This is a genomic window from Candidatus Margulisiibacteriota bacterium, assembly GCA_018822365.1.
GTDB lineage: Bacteria > Margulisbacteria > WOR-1 > O2-12-FULL-45-9 > XYB2-FULL-48-7 > XYB2-FULL-45-9.
Genome location: JAHJKL010000083.1, coordinates 1 through 15,332 on the forward strand (window position 1 = coordinate 1; position 15,332 = coordinate 15,332).

Sequence of the window (15,332 nt, forward strand, 5' to 3'; positions counted from 1 at the left end):
CCAGAGATTGTGTCATAGGTCCAGTCCGGGATCCCTTTGGAAACTGGAAGATGTGTGGCGCGCTCCCCCCAGCGTCTTTCCAGCGTGTCCAGCGCGAGTTTGACGGCGGGATAAGCTGCCGCTAAAAAGTCCATTTCTTCCGTTCTTGTTCCGGAAACTCCTCCTTGTTGGGCCATAAATGAAAGGTATCTTTGCGCCCTTAACGCAAACTTCGGCGCCAGATCGATCCACATGTTAGCGTTAGACCAATTAAATTCATTGCAGGTATTTCTAAAAGGGAATATCCCTTCACCCAAGAGCCCTCCTAGGTCATGGCAGACCGCCCCGGCATCCTTGACCGGCGCCCAGTAGAGATGTTTCCACTCCGGTGGGGGGATGTTTGCATAGCGATCAGTCCCGAACCAGCGATGTGTAGAGTCCAAAAGCGGAGTTAGGCGCGCCAATTCCAGTAGGTCGTTCCTTTCAAGTTCCGGAAAGAGGGCTAACAGCGCCCAGGTGTAAGAATTAACGTCGGAAGTGTTGTACATTTTATAATCGATGCTTTCCAGGTAGGCAAAACGTCCTTCGGTCGCTTCCCAGATGCCGGTTTCGGGCAGGACATAAAGCTCGTTGAGAAGGGCTTGTTTGAAAAAGTCAGGGAGTGTGGGGTCGTCGGTAATCGTATTCTGGAAACGAGCGATCTCCTGGCGCCACTGCGTCCGGTCGCGTAGCGCGTCGAGCGCCATCCGGCGGGCGTTTTGGCCGGTTTCGTCGTAGAACCGGGTGTAGAATTTTGGCATCCGCGCCCCGGGGCTGGCGGGGTTGGTCGGATCATATTGAAAATTATAAAATGGGAGATCGTAAGCGACGGTGATCGGGTGAGAAACCCTCTCTCCGGGTTGGAGGGTGAGGGTAATGGTTAATGAATTGTTTTGGGTGTTAGCGCTGACAATAGCTCTTTCTGACGATGGAGAAGCGATCGCGATTTCTCCAGCAAAGCCTGCTTCAACCCTGACCTGTTGCCTATTATCTCCTGCTCTTTGGAAGAGGAGGCCAGTGACATTATCATGTTCAAAAGATTCAGCATAGTTTCCTTCGTTTTGTCTGTTCCACACCAGGTTCCCATGAGGATTATTCGGATCGTCCTTTCCTTTTTTAGGATACCAGCCAAGAATATTTTCCTGGCTCAAGGTGAAAGTAATGGTGACCGGTTTGTCGGTTGGATTTTCGGCGTTCACTTCGATTATTTCTACCGGCAAGCTGGAAGAACGATAGTCACCGGGAATAACTGGAGAGTACTGGGTGACTGAAAAGGGGATTGGGAGATCATAGGTCCTTTCCGACAATGGATAGAGGGCGCTATAGGTCCCTTCAGCGCTGTTCAGATTTGCGCGGACAGGAGGGGCGCTGGGAGAAGTTATGGTCACATTCATCTGTCTGATCGGAGCGTCCTGGACCATAAAGCCTTCCCGAAGATAACAGGTTGAATAATCTATTTCACAGAGCGGGGCCCCCAGTCCGCCGACCGGCAAAAAACTCAAACGTGGATAATCTGACATGGGGTAACCGACTTTTTCATGACCGAATTGGGCGGGCGTGACCGCATCCGGCATTGACCGTTCATAGGCGGGGCCGGTCGGCAAGCCGCCCAGGGTTTGGTCGCAGGAGTATCTTAATCTGCGAAGCGCGTTTCTGACAATTGCCCGGGCCAATGGTTCCAGCAGGTCGGTCCGCTGGTTTTCTCTGGCGTCTTCCGTGGCTCGGCCCAACAATTCGGTTAAGCGGCCGTTGATCTCATTCCCTTCAGTATCGATGATGACCCTTTCTTTGAGGAGTTCCAGAAAGTTATCTTTTAGGAAGCTTGCCGGATCAATCTCCTGATCCACTCTTTGCAACATTTGATTGAACTGATTAATACATTGGATTGACTCTGCCATAACACACTCCTGAAATATAAAATGTCTGTCGATTGTTTATCGTGAACAATCAAGAAAAATTTCACTTTTTCCGGTACTTTGCTATAATTAATAAATGGCGGAAAAATTCTACCTGACAACCCCAATTTATTACGTTAACGATGTTCCTCATATCGGGCACGCCTACACGACGATCGCGGCTGATGTGTTGGCCCGCTACAAGCGCGGGAAGGGGATCGAAACCCACTTTTTAACCGGGACCGATGAGCATGGCCAGAAGGTCTGGAAAGTTGCTGAGAGCCAGGGAGTTGGGGCCAAGGAGTTTGTTGACGGGATCGTTCCCCGCTGGAAAAAGGCCTGGGAAGTTTTAAATATTACCAATGATGATTTCATCCGAACTACTGATGAAAGACACGAAAAAACGGTCCAGGCATTCTTTCACAAATTGTTAGCTCAAGGGGATATTTATAAAGGGGAGTATCAGGGATGGTACTGCGTGACTTGCGAGACTTATTGGCCGGAAGGAGGCCTCTGCCCAGACTGCGGTCGGCAGACCGACCTGCTCAAAGAAGAGAGCTACTTTTTTAAATTATCAAAATACCAGGCGCCGCTCATTAAATATATTGAAGAGCATCCGGAATTTATCGCTCCCGCCCCCCGCCGAAACGAGGTCCTTCAATTTATCAAGCAAGGATTGCGGGATCTCTCTGTTACCCGGACCGCTTTTCCGTGGGGAGTGACCGTGCCGGACGATCCCAAACATGTCGTATATGTCTGGTTTGACGCCCTGATCAACTATGTTTCAGCGATCGGGTGTTTTCAGGACGACGCTCAATTCAACAAGTGGTGGCCGGCCGACGTTCATATCGTCGGTAAGGAGATCGTCCGCTTCCACGCGGTGACCTGGCCGTGCATGTTAATGGCGTTGGGGCTCCCCTTGCCTAGAAAGATCTTCGGTCATGGCTGGTGGACGGTGGAAGGGGCGAAAATGTCCAAATCAAAAGGGAACGTCGTCGATCCGATCGCCCTGGCGGAGAAATGCGGGGTAGATGTTGTCCGTTATTTTATTCTCCGGGAAGTTGCTTTTGGCGCTGACGGTGATTTTTCCTACGATTCGCTGGTCAATCGTTACAATGCCGACCTGGCCAATGACCTCGGCAACTTGCTCAGCCGCACCCTAACGATGATTGAGAAGTATTTTGAGGGAGGGGTGCCGGCTATGGCCGGTAACGCCGACGAATTAACCCAGGAATTGGCCAGGTTGATCGAAAAAACCCCGGGGCTGGTTGATCAGGCGATGAACGAGCTCGCTTTTTCCGACGCGCTGGGGGCGATCTGGCAATTGATCAGCCGGGCGAACGTCTTTATTGAGAAAGAGGCGCCCTGGGGGCTGGCGAAAAAAGGGGAGATTGAAAAATTAGCCCAGGTTATGGCGACACTATTTAAAGTTTTATCGACAACTGCCGAACTTTTGTCACCTTTTATGCCGATCACTTCCGGTAAGATCAAGAACCAATTGAATCTTGGTGGCGCCAAAGTGGCCAAAAGCGAAGTCCTCTTCCCCAGACTGCAGAAATAACTGACGAAAAATAGTCAGGAATAACCGCGGAATTAATTCCACGGTTATATAAATTCCTCCTTTTCTTCTGGTAATAAAATTGCTTGATAGCTTGTGGTTAAAAAATGTCCCCTAAGATTGATAAATAGGAGATAATAAATGACAAAATTACTAAGCATTTCTGAAATCCAAGGGAAAATCATTGAATTAAAAGGGCAAAAAGTTATTATAGATAGTGATTTGGCGGTGTTATATCAAGTATCAACAAAAAGATTAATGGAACAAGTTAAAAGAAACAGACAGCGGTTTCCTGCGGACTTTATGATTCAATTAACCCAGGCGGAATGGAAGGGTTGGAAGTCGCAAATTGCGACTTCCGGAAGATTTTCCGCGCAAAAAAAGAAGGCGCCTTTTGTTTTTACGCGCAATGGAGCGAATATGGTATCGGCAGTCCTAAGATCAACAGTCGCAATTGATCGTTCGATCCAAATAATGAGAGCTTTTTCCGCCATGGAAGAATTGATGGCAAAAAAATGGGAAGTAGAGAGGAGTTCGTTTGATGTTATGCGAAAATTATCCACTCATTCGCGCGCTATCATGCATTTTTTTCAAATAGGGAAGGGGAACGCAAAAGAGATTGGCAATGTCAAACGTATCATAAGAGAAATGATCAATCTGCTTCAACAGATCGTTTTGCGAGCGTAATCATGCTTTCTACCCGCCAAACCGCCAGACTCTGCCAGCAACTTGCCAGTTTATTAGCCGCTGGCTTGCCGCTTGTCTCCGCGCTTAAGGTCATTAGTGGGACTCCTGGTTTTAAGAAGGAAAAAAGGTCAATCGAAGGAACCATTGGCAGGCTTGAAGAAGGGGAGCCATTATATTCCGCGACCTGCCAGCTCCTTCCCTCGCTTGCATGTGGCGCTATTAGGGGAGGCGACCGAAGCGGACGGCTCGATGTGGCGCTTGTTTATCTAGGGAATTATTATAACCAGCGGGCTGATTTATCAGAGAAAATGGTTGGCGCGTTGGTTTATCCGGCTTTTATCGTTATCATAAGCTTGTTTTTGTTGGTGTTTTTATTCGTTTTTATTGTTCCTTCAATGGGAGAGTTATTAGGAGACCTTGGAGGGACACTCCCTCCATTAACCATTGCGGTCATGACGATCAGCCGGCTTTTTGTTGATTTCTGGATGGCTATGGTTCTTTCACTGATTGTGTTTTTAAGCGTAGTAATATCGAAAAAAGCCAATATCTATGGGGAATTAGTGCGGCTGCCGTTGATCGGTGATTTTTATCGCAATGAATTGGCACTCTTAAATTGTTTGGCCTTGGGGATGCTGCTTGAAGGAGGTGTCCCACTGGCCGAAGCGATATTGATCAACACTGACGCTGCAATTGATCAAACGCAAAAGGCCGATCTATCGCTCTTGTTAAAAAAGGTTGAAAACGGAGAAAAACTTAGCGAAGCATTAACAGGAAGTTCGTTTTTTCCGCGCGAAACTGTATCGCTGGTTGCGATCGGCGAAAATAGCGGCCAACTCGGAAAGGCTTTTATTGATATCGCGTCGATCAAGGCGAAGGAAAGAGGGGCGAGATTGGAACAAATGGCTAAACTGCTTGAGCCGGCGATTACTGTGATCGTTGGAGGGGTGGTTGCTTTTATCGTCTTGGCCCTTTTTCTTCCGCTGCTCCAGCTGGTTTCCGCTTTAAGCTGATTGCAGTTTAGGTCGGCTCAATCTATAATACAGGAGGTGAAAATAATGAAAAAAGGATTTACATTAGTCGAGATCTTGATCGTTATTGGGATCATCGGTCTGCTTTCGGTCTTCCTGGTCCCTAATCTTTTAGGAGCAAGGGACAAAGGGAAAGAGGCGGCGGTCAAAGGGGTGATGCATTCGGTCCAGCTGGCGGTCGAGGCTTATCACATGGAAAACGATCTGTATCCCCTGGGCAAAGATATCCCAGTTAAGTCGTTATGTGAAAACTACCTGATGTCGGGTGATTATATGGCGGCAGTCCCGAAAAATCCCTTTACCGGCAAGGAATATAAAGATGGTGATCGGGCCGGCAAGATCATTTACAGTTATGACGAAACGACCGGGACATACTCTTTGACTGGTTATAAACGGAGCGGCCTTGCGAAAATTCTCGAGCTTACTAATTTGTAGTTTATTGTTGGTAGCAGCGGCGCGAGCTCTGGATTATGATCCGGATGGGATCCTCCGTTCTAGCTTGAACGGCGAGGTTTCGATCCTCAACCCGATCCTTTCGACAGATAATGTTTCGTCGGCGGTTGAAGGAGCGATCTTTAACGGGTTGATCACTTTTAATGAAAAATTGGAAGTGGTTCCTGACCTGGCCGCTTCGTGGCAAGCATCCAAAGACGGGACGGTCTGGACCTTTAAACTGCGGAGGGACGTTCTCTGGCATGATGGAGAGCCGTTTACCTCTGAAGATGTTTTGTTTACTTTTAACGCCATATTGGATCCAAAGATAAATTCGGTCCGCCGGAGCGATTACATCATCAATGGCCAGCCGATCATCTTTAAGGCGCTTGATAAATATACTGTGCAGGCGACATTGCCGGTCCCTTTTGCTCCATTTTTAGTTCGGATGGGGATGGGGATCCTTCCCGGGCATTTGCTGGCCGGCAAAGATTTGAATAATGCATCGTTTAACCGCCATCCGGTCGGTACCGGTCCTTTTATCTTTAAAGAATGGGTCTCTGGGGACCATGTCACATTGGTCAGAAACGATGGATATTTTCTGGGCAAACCAAGGCTGGCCGGGATTAACTATAAGGTGATCCCGGATGACAACTCGCAATTGGTCGCCCTGGAAGCGGACGAGATTGATGAGGCGGGAATCCCTCCCAAAGATTACGAGCGGATGCAGAAAAAAGCGGGGATCAACGTATATGATTATGATGCCTTGCTTTATACTTACTGTGGGTTTAATTTAGCCAACCCTAAGTTCTCTGATCACCGGGTCAGGCAAGCGCTCGCTTACGCGACTGACAAAAAACAGCTGGTTGATCTGATCTTTAAAGGATTAGCTTCCCCCGCTTATGCTCCATCCGCCCCAATTTCCTGGGCTTATAACAGCGATGTGCCGAAATTTGAGTACAACCCTGAAAAAGCAAAAGAATTGCTTAAAAAGGCCGGGGTTAAAAATCTTGAATTTACCATTTTAGTCAACCAGGGGAACAAAGAGAGGGAAAAAGCGGCGGTAATTTTACAACAGCAATACAAGAAGGTCGGCGTTAACATAAAAATCAGGGTGATGGAATGGTCCGCCTTGCTTAAGATCGTCAACGCCCCTAAGATCCTAAGGGATTTGAGGCGGTGATCATGGGGTGGTCCCTGGGACTTGATCCTGACGCTTATTCGATCTGGCACTCCAGCCAATATCCGGCTGGCTTTAATTTCATAAAATATAACAATAAGAAAGTTGACGAGTTGTTGAGCCGGGGTAGAACGACGACCGACAAAAATAAGCGAAAAAAGATCTATGCCGAAATCTGGCAGGCGATCGCCGCTGATCAACCCTATATTTTTCTCTGGTACCCTAAAACATTGGTTGGCATTCGTGACCGGGTAGGCGGGTTATCCAAGCCTGGTCCGGCCGGTTTATTTGTTCACCTCGAAAAAATATTTATCAAGAAATAGAAGATAGTTAATTTGCGCAATTATTCGCACTAGTTTACAATTACTCCTAGATGCGCAAATACATCTTTAACCGTCTATTGCAGCTTATTCCAATTTTATTGGGTATTTCCATCATTTCTTTCTTTGTCATGCATTTGGCCCCCGGTGATCCGACCGCCCTTTTTATTGATCCCAATATTGACCCGGTTGAATTGGCTCGGGTTAGGGCGAACTGGGGGCTTGATCAGCCAATTTATATTCAATATTTTATCTGGCTGAAGAACGCTATTTCCCTTGATTTTGGCCGGAGCTATACAACCGGGCTTCCAGTGATCGTTGAGATCGGAGAGCGGCTTCCGACAACACTGCTTTTGATGATACCGTCATTCCTTCTGACTTTGGCGATTACCATTCCGATCGGCGTTATCTCGGCGGTCAGGAAAAACTCTTGGTTTGACCATTTATTTACTTTCCTCTCTTTTGCCGGAATGGCGATACCGACTTTTTGGCTCGGGCTGATGCTTATGCTTCTTTTTTCGGTCCAATTGCATTGGCTTCCGGCGGTCGGCAACCTGGCACTGCCGCTGATCACCATGACGATCGGAGGTTTGGCAGGACTAACCCGCTATCAGCGGGGAGCGATGCTTGAGGTCTTAAATCAGGAATACATTAGGGTTGCCAGAGCCAAGGGATTGTCCGAACGAGCAGTAATATTTAAGCATGCTCTGCGCAATGCTTTGCTCCCGACAATCACGATCATGGGACTGTCGCTTCCTGATCTGTTTGGCGGTGCTTTTATAATTGAAACGATCTTTGCCTGGCCTGGGATGGGGCGGTTGGGGGTCCAGGCGATCTTTCAGCGCAACTATCCGACGATCATGGGAATAGTTATGCTCTCGGCATTATTGATCATTGTCGGTAATCTCCTGGCGGATATCGCCTACGCGATCGTTGACCCGAGGATCAAATATGAAAAAAAATAAAGCGGCTTGGTTTGGCCTGATAATTACAGGTATTTTCTTTGTCCTGGCGGTATTGGCTCCGGTAATCGCGCCGTATGCGCCCGATGAGATCTCTTCTGCCGGGGTGAGCGCCCCGTCTCCGCAGCACTTATTCGGGACCGATGATCTGGGGAGGGATGTTTTAAGCAGGTCGCTTTATGGCGCCCGGATCTCCCTGACGGTCGGTGCGGTCGCGGTGTTGATCGCCCTGACCCTGGGAACGATCATGGGGGCGGTTTCCGGATATTATGGCGGCAATATTGATAGCCTGATCATGAGATTTGTCGATATCATGTTCGCTTTTCCTTCAATATTTCTGATCCTGGCGATCCAATCGATGCTGACCCCTAACATTTACAATGTCATGGTCGTGATCGGCCTGACTTCTTGGATGGGGGTCGCGCGCCTGGTCAGAGGGGAATTCCTGAAGATCCGCCAGTTGCAGTATGTTGAAGCGGCCAGGGCGATCGGCTGCAGCGACATCCGGATAATATTTCACCATATGCTTCCCAACGCGCGGGGGCCGATCATTGTTGCCGCGACCTTAGGGATGGCCGGGGCAATATTAACCGAGTCAGCCCTTTCATTTCTTGGCATGGGGGTCCAGCCGCCGCTCGCTTCCTGGGGAAATATGCTAATGGATTCGCAAGCTTACCTTCGTGAAGCCCCCTGGATGGCGGTTATTCCCGGGTTATTGATCATGATCACGGTTTTATCACTTTATTTTATCGGAGAAAGGATCAGAGATGCTGCGGGTCAATGAACTAAACGTCACTTATAGAGAAACCGGCGCTAAAGCGGTCGAACAAGTCAGCTTTGAGCTGCAAAAAGGAGAGGTCCTGGGGATCCTGGGGGAATCGGGATCAGGTAAATCGACCCTGGGGTGCGCTCTTCTTCGGCTGATCGCTCCCCCCGGGAAAATAGTTGGCGGAGAGATCTGGCTGGAAGGGAAAAACATCCTGATGGCTTCCGAAGGAGAACTGCGCCGGTTGCGCGGCGGGAAGATCGCGATGATCTTTCAGGACCCATTCACCGCCCTTGATCCGGTCTTTACGATCGGCGAGCAGATCAGGGAGGCGCTCAAGATCCATCAGGCCGGGGTGGATATTGAGCAAAAGATCAAAGACGCGCTGGTAGCGGTCAAGATCGACCCGAACCGGATCAACGATTACCCGCACCAGTTTTCCGGCGGTATGCGGCAGCGGGTCGTTATCGCCATGGCCCTCGCCTGTCGGCCGGAGATCCTGATCGCCGACGAACCGACCACCGCCCTTGATGTGACGATCCAAGCGGAAATATTATCGCTCTTGAAAGAGATTAGGAGAAAATATAATTTGTCAATAATTTACATTACACATAATTTTGGCATTATCAGGAAGATTTGCGACCGGGTTATGGTGATGTATAAAGGGAGGATCGTTGAAGCTGGCGGGACGGAAGCGGTTTTTTCTCAGCCAAAAAATGAATATACAAAAAAGCTGGTGGAGTGTTTGAAAACCCTCACCCCTGGCCCCTCTCCCAGAGGGAGAGGGGTATGACTTGCCCTCGCCCTTTGGGAGAGGGCCGATAATGAAAGCTTGTAGATTAGGAAATGTGGGTGAGGGATGGTGTTGAGTAAAATGAAGCTGATCGAAATAACTAATTTAACTAAAAAGTTCAACAATATAACCGCGGTTAACGATCTGTCGTTAACAATCAGGCAAGGAGAGACCCTGGGGTTGGTTGGTGAGTCAGGATCTGGCAAATCAACCCTTTCCAGGTTGATCCTGAAGCTGATCGAACCGGACAGCGGCCGGATCGAATATCAGGGGATCAAGGAGATGCGTCGGGAATGCCAGATAGTTTTCCAGGATCCGCAAAACTCCCTTAATCCACGGATCAGGGTAGGGGAGGCGATCGGTGAGCCGATCTTGATCCACAGCTTATTGCCCAAAAATAAAATTGCTGGGCGGGTGGGCGACCTGTTGGAGCTGGTCAGGTTGCCGGCAAGCTATGCCGGGCGTTTTCCTAATGAACTTTCCGGCGGCGAGCGCCAGCGGGTCGGGATCGCGCGTGCCCTGGCCGGTGAAGCAAAATTTCTGATCCTTGACGAACCGGTCTCGGCTCTCGATCTTTTTGTCCAGGTTGAGATCTTGAAATTATTAAGGGATCTAAAAACCAGGCTGGAACTGACCTATCTTTTTATCGCACATGATCTGTCGGTCATCAGTTATTTGAGCGACCGGGTAGCTGTGATGAAAGAGGGGCGAATAATTGAGCTTGGCCAAAAAGATGAAGTTTTAATTCACCCGCGCGAAACGTACACCAAGAAACTGCTGGCGGCGACTCTTTAAGAGTTTTCCCCTAGCTGATAGCGGACGAAACGCCTGACAACGATCTTTTCGCCGATCTTAGCCAATAAATTGGCCAAAAGGTCTTTGACCGTGACTTTTGGATCCTTAACAAACGGCTGTTCCATCAGGCAAACCTCAGAATAGAACTTTTGCAGGCGCCCTTCAACGATCTTGGGGATGGCGGCGGCCGGTTTTCCCTCTTCCTTGGTCTGAGCTGATAAAACTTCTTTTTCCCGCTCAATGACTTCGGCTGGAACGTCTTCCCGGTTAATATATTGCGGGTTGGATGCGGCGATCTGCATGCAAATATCTTTTACAAACGCTTGAAAGTCGATCCCTTTAGCGACGAAATCAGTTTCACAGTTTACTTCGACCAGGACCCCGATCTTGCCGCCGATATGAATATAGGAGTCGACCAGTCCCTGGGAAGCAGAACGTCCGGCCCGTTTGGTTGCGGCGGCCATCCCTTTTTTGCGGAGGATCTCGATCGCTTTGTCAAAATCCCCGGCGGTTTCATTGAGCGCGGCTTTGCAGTCCATCATGCCGCAACCGGTTTTTTCTCGTAATTGGGTGATCATTTCAACGGTGATTGCCATATAGTCCCCTTTCTAGAACCCGATCCGCTTCTCTTCCTCTTCTTCCTTAGGAAGGATAATGCTGGTTAGCGCTTTGTCTTCCAGCTGGACCTCCTGGGAGAGCATCGCTTCTTCTTCAACTTCCAACGGAAGGGCGATCGCGTCGGGCGCTAATTCCCCTTCTACCGTGGGAACGGATGTTTCCCGGCCGGCCAGGACCGCGTCAGCGATCAATTTAGTGAGGAGCTTGATCGAACGAATTGCATCGTCATTCCCCGGGATCGGATAATTGATCTCGTCAGGGTCGCTGTTCGTGTCAACTACCGAAATAACCGGTATCCCCAGCCGCTTGGCTTCTTTGATCGCGGTTTGTTCTTTGATGGTATCAACGACGAAGATCGCGCTTGGCAGGCTGGTCATCTGGCGGATGCCACCCAGGCCGCGGATCAGTTTTCGGTGTTCGCGCTCCAGCAGAATGACCTCTTTTTTGGGGAGTTTTTCAAAGGTCCCGTCCTCTTTCATTTTTTCAATGTCATTGAGGCGGGCGATGTTCTTTTTCAAGGTCTTGAAGTTGGTGAGCGTCCCACCCATCCAGCGCTGGTTGACAAAGAACATGCTGCAGCGCTTGGCTTCTTCCTCGATCACTTCTTGCGCCTGCTTTTTGGTGCCGACAAAGAGGATCGAACCGGTGTTGACCAGTCCTTTGATAAAACTAAAAGTTTTCTCGATCAGAGGGATCGTCTTGTGGAGATCAATTACATGAATACCATTCCTGGCCGAATAGATATATCTTTGCATTTTGGGGTTCCAACGTTTGCTCTGATGGCCAAAATGCACGCCGGCTTCGAGCAATTCTTTCATAGTAACAACAGACATTAAGCTCCTCCTTCTAAGATCTTTGCTTTTTTACGGTCAACAAAGGATATATTTTAGCACAATAATAATTAATTGGCAAGCGCGATGAATGTTTCGGGGGCTGGTTGGCGTGGCCAGCCAAGCTCATTATAGGCAATGGAAAAATAATGAGCCTGGGTTGAGGTGTCGTTGACGTTGGGGTGATAAGCGTAGTTGAAATTGAGCCCGGCCCAATTAAAACTCAGGCCGGAAGTCAGAGTGGAATGGTCAAGGCCGGCCCGCAAGCTGATCACCCGGGTTGGAGAAAACTCGATCCCCAGATTGGTAGATTGGGGGATGGAGGGCTGGAAGCTAATGTTGGTGTCGATTGTCATGATCAGATCGAGGTTGGAAACAAAAGCGGCCGAATAACTGCTGCCAAGCAGGTGGATCCGGGTCCCTCCTTTGATCGTTGGAGTTAGGTACTCCTTTGCCCCGTTTTGGTGGTTGATCGGGCTCAAGCCGAGGACATTTTGGGCGACGATCCCAAAACTTAACCATTCCAGGCTTTTTTGGGTCACCCCCAGGTCAAGGTTTAACCCGCTCCCGTTGGAATCCCGGTTCTCTGTCGCCTCGATCCGGTAATATTTTAAAGCGCCGCCGACCGAAAAGGTTTCGTCGATCTTCCGGCCAAGCGAGACAAACGCGGCGCTTTTGCCGTATTGGGCGCTTTTTCCGGCGATCCCCCGGGCGTCTCGCAGGACAATGTCGGAAATAAAAGCTCCGCAATAGCCGGCGCCGAGCGCCGTCTGGCTGCCGACCGGCAGGGCGCCGCCGATCAAAAGAAAATTGATATCCTCCATCATTGAACCTGACATGCTGGAGAAGCGGAAGCCGCTGACTTCGCCTAAAGAGGCCGGGTTGTTAAAGAGAGAATCGCCGGCGTCATTTCGAGCTACAAACGCGTTTCCCATGCCCAGCGCTTGCGCCCCGGTCCCGACCGCTAAAGGATCAAAGGTGGGGAGGGCGTGAGCGGGGGAGAGGATAAAAAATGTCCAATGTCCAATAACAAATGTCAAATGGAGGTAGCGCTTCGCATTTTTTATTATAGTTTTAAATTTACTTTCATTTGTCATTTTTAATTGGTCATTTGTCATTTTTTTAGCGATTGATGACCCACACTTTTCCCTTGCCGACCCGGCTGTGGTTCTTATCGGTCAGGAAATAAAGGTAGACCCCGCTGTTGACCAGTTCATTTTGTTCGGTATAACCATTCCAGCCAAAATGGTTGGCCCCGGCATTCATTGGTAGGTCTCGCTTGAACAGAAGGCGCGCGGTCATATCATAAATGTACAGGGTGCTATTGAATGCGGTATCGGTTGTGCATTCAAAAGTAGTGGTTTGGCCCGCTTTGGCATTGAACGGGTTTGGATAATTTATTATGGTCACGGTCAGTAAAAATACGAATAGCCACGTGTATTTATTCATGTTGGTTTTTCCTTCCCCCTCACCCACCGTCTTGGTAACGCGGTCCGGTCCCCCTCTCCTTTTGGGGGAGGGGAGTTAACAATGCATATCTTACCTAATAATAAACCATTATGCTATAATCTATTTTAGCGTGTCGATCAAGGAAAACATTGAATTTGTTAGCGGACGGATCGCAGCCGCGGCCCAAAAGAGCGGTCGTTCAGCCGATGCGATAACCCTGGTCACGGTAGTTAAAAATGTCGCGCTTGAGCAAATAGAAGAAGCCCTGGATTGCGGGATAACCGAGATCGGGGAGAATCGGGTCCAGGAAGCGGCCGTTCATTATCAGGAACTAGCCGGGAAATATCCGCTGATCAAATGGCATTTGATCGGTCATTTGCAGAGGAATAAAGTTAGACAATCCCTTGACATGTTTGATATAATTCAGTCGGTTGACAGCGAGCGTCTGCTCAAAGAAATCGACTCGCGGGCGCCGCTATGCAGCCGGTGGGCCAGTACCCCGGTCCCCGTCATGATCGAAGTCAATACTTCCGGAGAATCATCGAAATTTGGAGTCGCTTATTCGCAGGCTTTAGAGTTGATCGGGGCAGCTGCCAGGTATCGGGTGGCGGTCATGGGGTTAATGACCATGGGGCCGTTGACCGAAGAGAAAGAGCTGTTCAGAAACAGTTTCCGGTCCCTAAAAAAACTGTTCGAAAAAGTTCAGGGTCTTGATATGCCGTCGGTTGAGATGCGTTATCTCTCTATGGGAATGTCAAGCGACTATGAGATCGCGATCGAGGAAGGGGCCAATCTGGTCAGGGTTGGCCGGGCAATATTTGCCAAGGGAGGATAAAAGATGACAGACAATATTTTAATGCGGGCAAAACGGTTTATCGGTCTGGAAGGGGAAGATTTCGACGAGATCAGCGAGAACACTCAACAGGTGAAATTAGACCATTTTATCCGGGTTAAAAAGGAAGCCCCAAAAATGGATGGAGAATACGAGATCGGTTTCTTTGAGCCCAAGATCTATGAGGACTCGTTGAATATTGCTGCCGGCCTACGATCAGGCAATCCGGTGATCGTCAGCCTGAAGCATCTTGATCCGTCGGAGGGGACCAGGCTGATCGACTTTGTTTGCGGGACCGCCTACGCTATTGACGGCCATATGATGAAGATCGGCGATTCGATCTTTTTGTTCACTCCCAGCGCCATTAGAATAAATTCCAGCGAAGACCGCGGGAACATCGGTGAAGAGATCCAGGAAGGAAAAAGAGACTCGTTCTTTTCAAGATGAAGATAGCCTTTATCGGTTCCGGGAAAATGGCGGAAGCGCTGATCAGCCGTTTGCCGTCGCGTCAGGTCATAATTTCCGACATTGATCGGGCCCGCCTGAAGTTATTGAGCAAAAAATACTCTGTTAAAATTGCCGCCGGCAATAAAGAAGCATATGACGAAGCGGAAGTGGTCGTGCTGGCGGTCAAGCCGCAGCAAATAGCAGGGGTCATTGCCGATTTGAAAGGCCTGGGCAAGAAACTGGTCGTTTCGATTGCGGCCGGTATTCCGCTATCAAGTTTGCAAAAAAATATTCCCGGTTCGCCGGTGGTCAGGGTGATGCCAAACAATCCTTGCCTGGTCGGAGCGGGAATATCTGCCCTGGTCAAAGGAAACGGGGTGACCCCGGGCCAGTTTAAGCAAGTGGAAAAGATCTTCAAACTGGTTGGTGAAACTGTGGTTGTGCCTGAAAAATGGTTTGACGCGATCACCGGACTTTCCGGTTCGGGTCCGGCTTATATTTACGCAGTGATCGAAGCCCTGATCGAGGGGGGCAGGAAGAACGGCCTTCCCAGAGAGCTGGCTAAAAAACTGACCCTGCAAACGGTTTACGGCGCGGCAAAAACCGCGATAATAAGCGGGGTCGAGCCGGGAAAACTGCGGGAAATGGTGACATCTCCCGGCGGGACAACAATGGAAGGATTAGCGGTCCTGAAGGGCCGAAAGGTTCCTGAAGCTTTTGCC

18 protein-coding genes are annotated in these 15,332 nt (G+C 49.4%); 13 read left to right on the plus strand and 5 right to left on the minus strand.

What is annotated here, in order from left to right:
* Positions 1-1,916: hypothetical protein (locus KKF06_07985; GenBank protein ID MBU1617691.1), on the minus strand; the 1,916-nt coding region annotated here is incomplete at its 3' end.
* A 94-nt stretch (positions 1,917-2,010) separates the two neighbouring features.
* Here KKF06_07985 and metG point away from each other — a divergent pair.
* The 10 genes from metG (at position 2,011) to KKF06_08035 (ending at position 10,434) form a co-directional block, all read left to right on the plus strand.
* Positions 2,011-3,474, plus strand: a complete 1,464-nt coding sequence (gene metG / locus KKF06_07990; protein MBU1617692.1) for a methionine--tRNA ligase — start codon at positions 2,011-2,013, stop codon at positions 3,472-3,474.
* Between the two features lie 138 nt (positions 3,475-3,612).
* Positions 3,613-4,158 (plus strand): ORF6N domain-containing protein, encoded by a 546-nt coding sequence (locus KKF06_07995; protein ID MBU1617693.1) that lies wholly within the window; start codon positions 3,613-3,615, stop codon positions 4,156-4,158.
* 2 nt (positions 4,159-4,160) lie between these two features.
* Entirely contained in the window at positions 4,161-5,168 is a 1,008-nt protein-coding gene (locus KKF06_08000; protein ID MBU1617694.1) for a type II secretion system F family protein, read from the plus strand.
* A 45-nt stretch (positions 5,169-5,213) separates the two neighbouring features.
* Positions 5,214-5,621, plus strand: coding sequence for a prepilin-type N-terminal cleavage/methylation domain-containing protein (locus KKF06_08005; protein MBU1617695.1), 408 nt, complete (start codon positions 5,214-5,216; stop codon positions 5,619-5,621).
* Positions 5,622-5,685: 64 nt separating this feature from the next.
* A complete protein-coding gene (locus tag KKF06_08010) occupies positions 5,686-6,801 on the plus strand; it encodes a hypothetical protein (protein MBU1617696.1) in 1,116 nt (371 codons plus the stop codon).
* 2 nt (positions 6,802-6,803) lie between these two features.
* Positions 6,804-7,121, plus strand: coding sequence for a hypothetical protein (locus tag KKF06_08015; protein ID MBU1617697.1), 318 nt, complete (start codon positions 6,804-6,806; stop codon positions 7,119-7,121).
* 50 nt (positions 7,122-7,171) lie between these two features.
* The gene (locus tag KKF06_08020; protein ID MBU1617698.1) at positions 7,172-8,083 is read left to right on the plus strand and encodes an ABC transporter permease; all 912 of its coding nucleotides are present in this window, start codon (positions 7,172-7,174) and stop codon (positions 8,081-8,083) included.
* Positions 8,070-8,864, plus strand: a complete 795-nt coding sequence (locus KKF06_08025) for an ABC transporter permease (GenBank protein MBU1617699.1) — start codon at positions 8,070-8,072, stop codon at positions 8,862-8,864. The genes KKF06_08020 and KKF06_08025 overlap by 14 nt, the downstream gene beginning before the upstream one ends.
* A complete protein-coding gene (locus KKF06_08030; GenBank protein ID MBU1617700.1) occupies positions 8,848-9,639 on the plus strand; it encodes an ABC transporter ATP-binding protein in 792 nt (263 codons plus the stop codon). Before KKF06_08025 ends, KKF06_08030 begins: the two co-directional genes overlap by 17 nt.
* A gap of 81 nt (positions 9,640-9,720) precedes the next feature.
* On the plus strand, positions 9,721-10,434 hold the full coding sequence (locus KKF06_08035) for an ATP-binding cassette domain-containing protein (protein ID MBU1617701.1): 714 nt from the start codon (positions 9,721-9,723) through the stop codon (positions 10,432-10,434).
* Here KKF06_08035 and tsf read toward each other — a convergent pair.
* From tsf to KKF06_08055, 4 genes are all read right to left on the minus strand, one after another.
* The gene (gene tsf / locus KKF06_08040; protein MBU1617702.1) at positions 10,431-11,030 is read right to left on the minus strand and encodes a translation elongation factor Ts; all 600 of its coding nucleotides are present in this window, start codon (positions 11,028-11,030) and stop codon (positions 10,431-10,433) included. The two genes, KKF06_08035 and tsf, sit on opposite strands and share 4 nt — an antisense overlap.
* Positions 11,031-11,042: 12 nt before the next feature.
* Entirely contained in the window at positions 11,043-11,885 is an 843-nt protein-coding gene (gene rpsB / locus KKF06_08045; GenBank protein MBU1617703.1) for a 30S ribosomal protein S2, read from the minus strand.
* A gap of 68 nt (positions 11,886-11,953) precedes the next feature.
* Positions 11,954-12,922 carry a hypothetical protein gene (locus tag KKF06_08050; protein MBU1617704.1) on the minus strand — a complete coding sequence of 323 codons (969 nt, stop codon included), beginning with the start codon at positions 12,920-12,922 and terminating at the stop codon, positions 11,954-11,956.
* 82 nt (positions 12,923-13,004) lie between these two features.
* Complete coding sequence (locus KKF06_08055) at positions 13,005-13,331, minus strand: T9SS type A sorting domain-containing protein (GenBank protein MBU1617705.1); 327 nt, start codon at positions 13,329-13,331, stop codon at positions 13,005-13,007.
* 115 nt (positions 13,332-13,446) lie between these two features.
* Here KKF06_08055 and KKF06_08060 point away from each other — a divergent pair, with 115 nt between their 5' ends.
* The 3 genes from KKF06_08060 to proC all read left to right on the plus strand — a co-directional run.
* On the plus strand, positions 13,447-14,166 hold the full coding sequence (locus tag KKF06_08060; protein ID MBU1617706.1) for a YggS family pyridoxal phosphate-dependent enzyme: 720 nt from the start codon (positions 13,447-13,449) through the stop codon (positions 14,164-14,166).
* Between the two features lie 3 nt (positions 14,167-14,169).
* A complete protein-coding gene (locus tag KKF06_08065; protein ID MBU1617707.1) occupies positions 14,170-14,610 on the plus strand; it encodes a cell division protein SepF in 441 nt (146 codons plus the stop codon).
* Positions 14,607-15,332 (plus strand): pyrroline-5-carboxylate reductase (gene proC, locus KKF06_08070; GenBank protein ID MBU1617708.1); only part of this gene is annotated, 726 nt, incomplete at its 3' end. The genes KKF06_08065 and proC, both read left to right, overlap by 4 nt.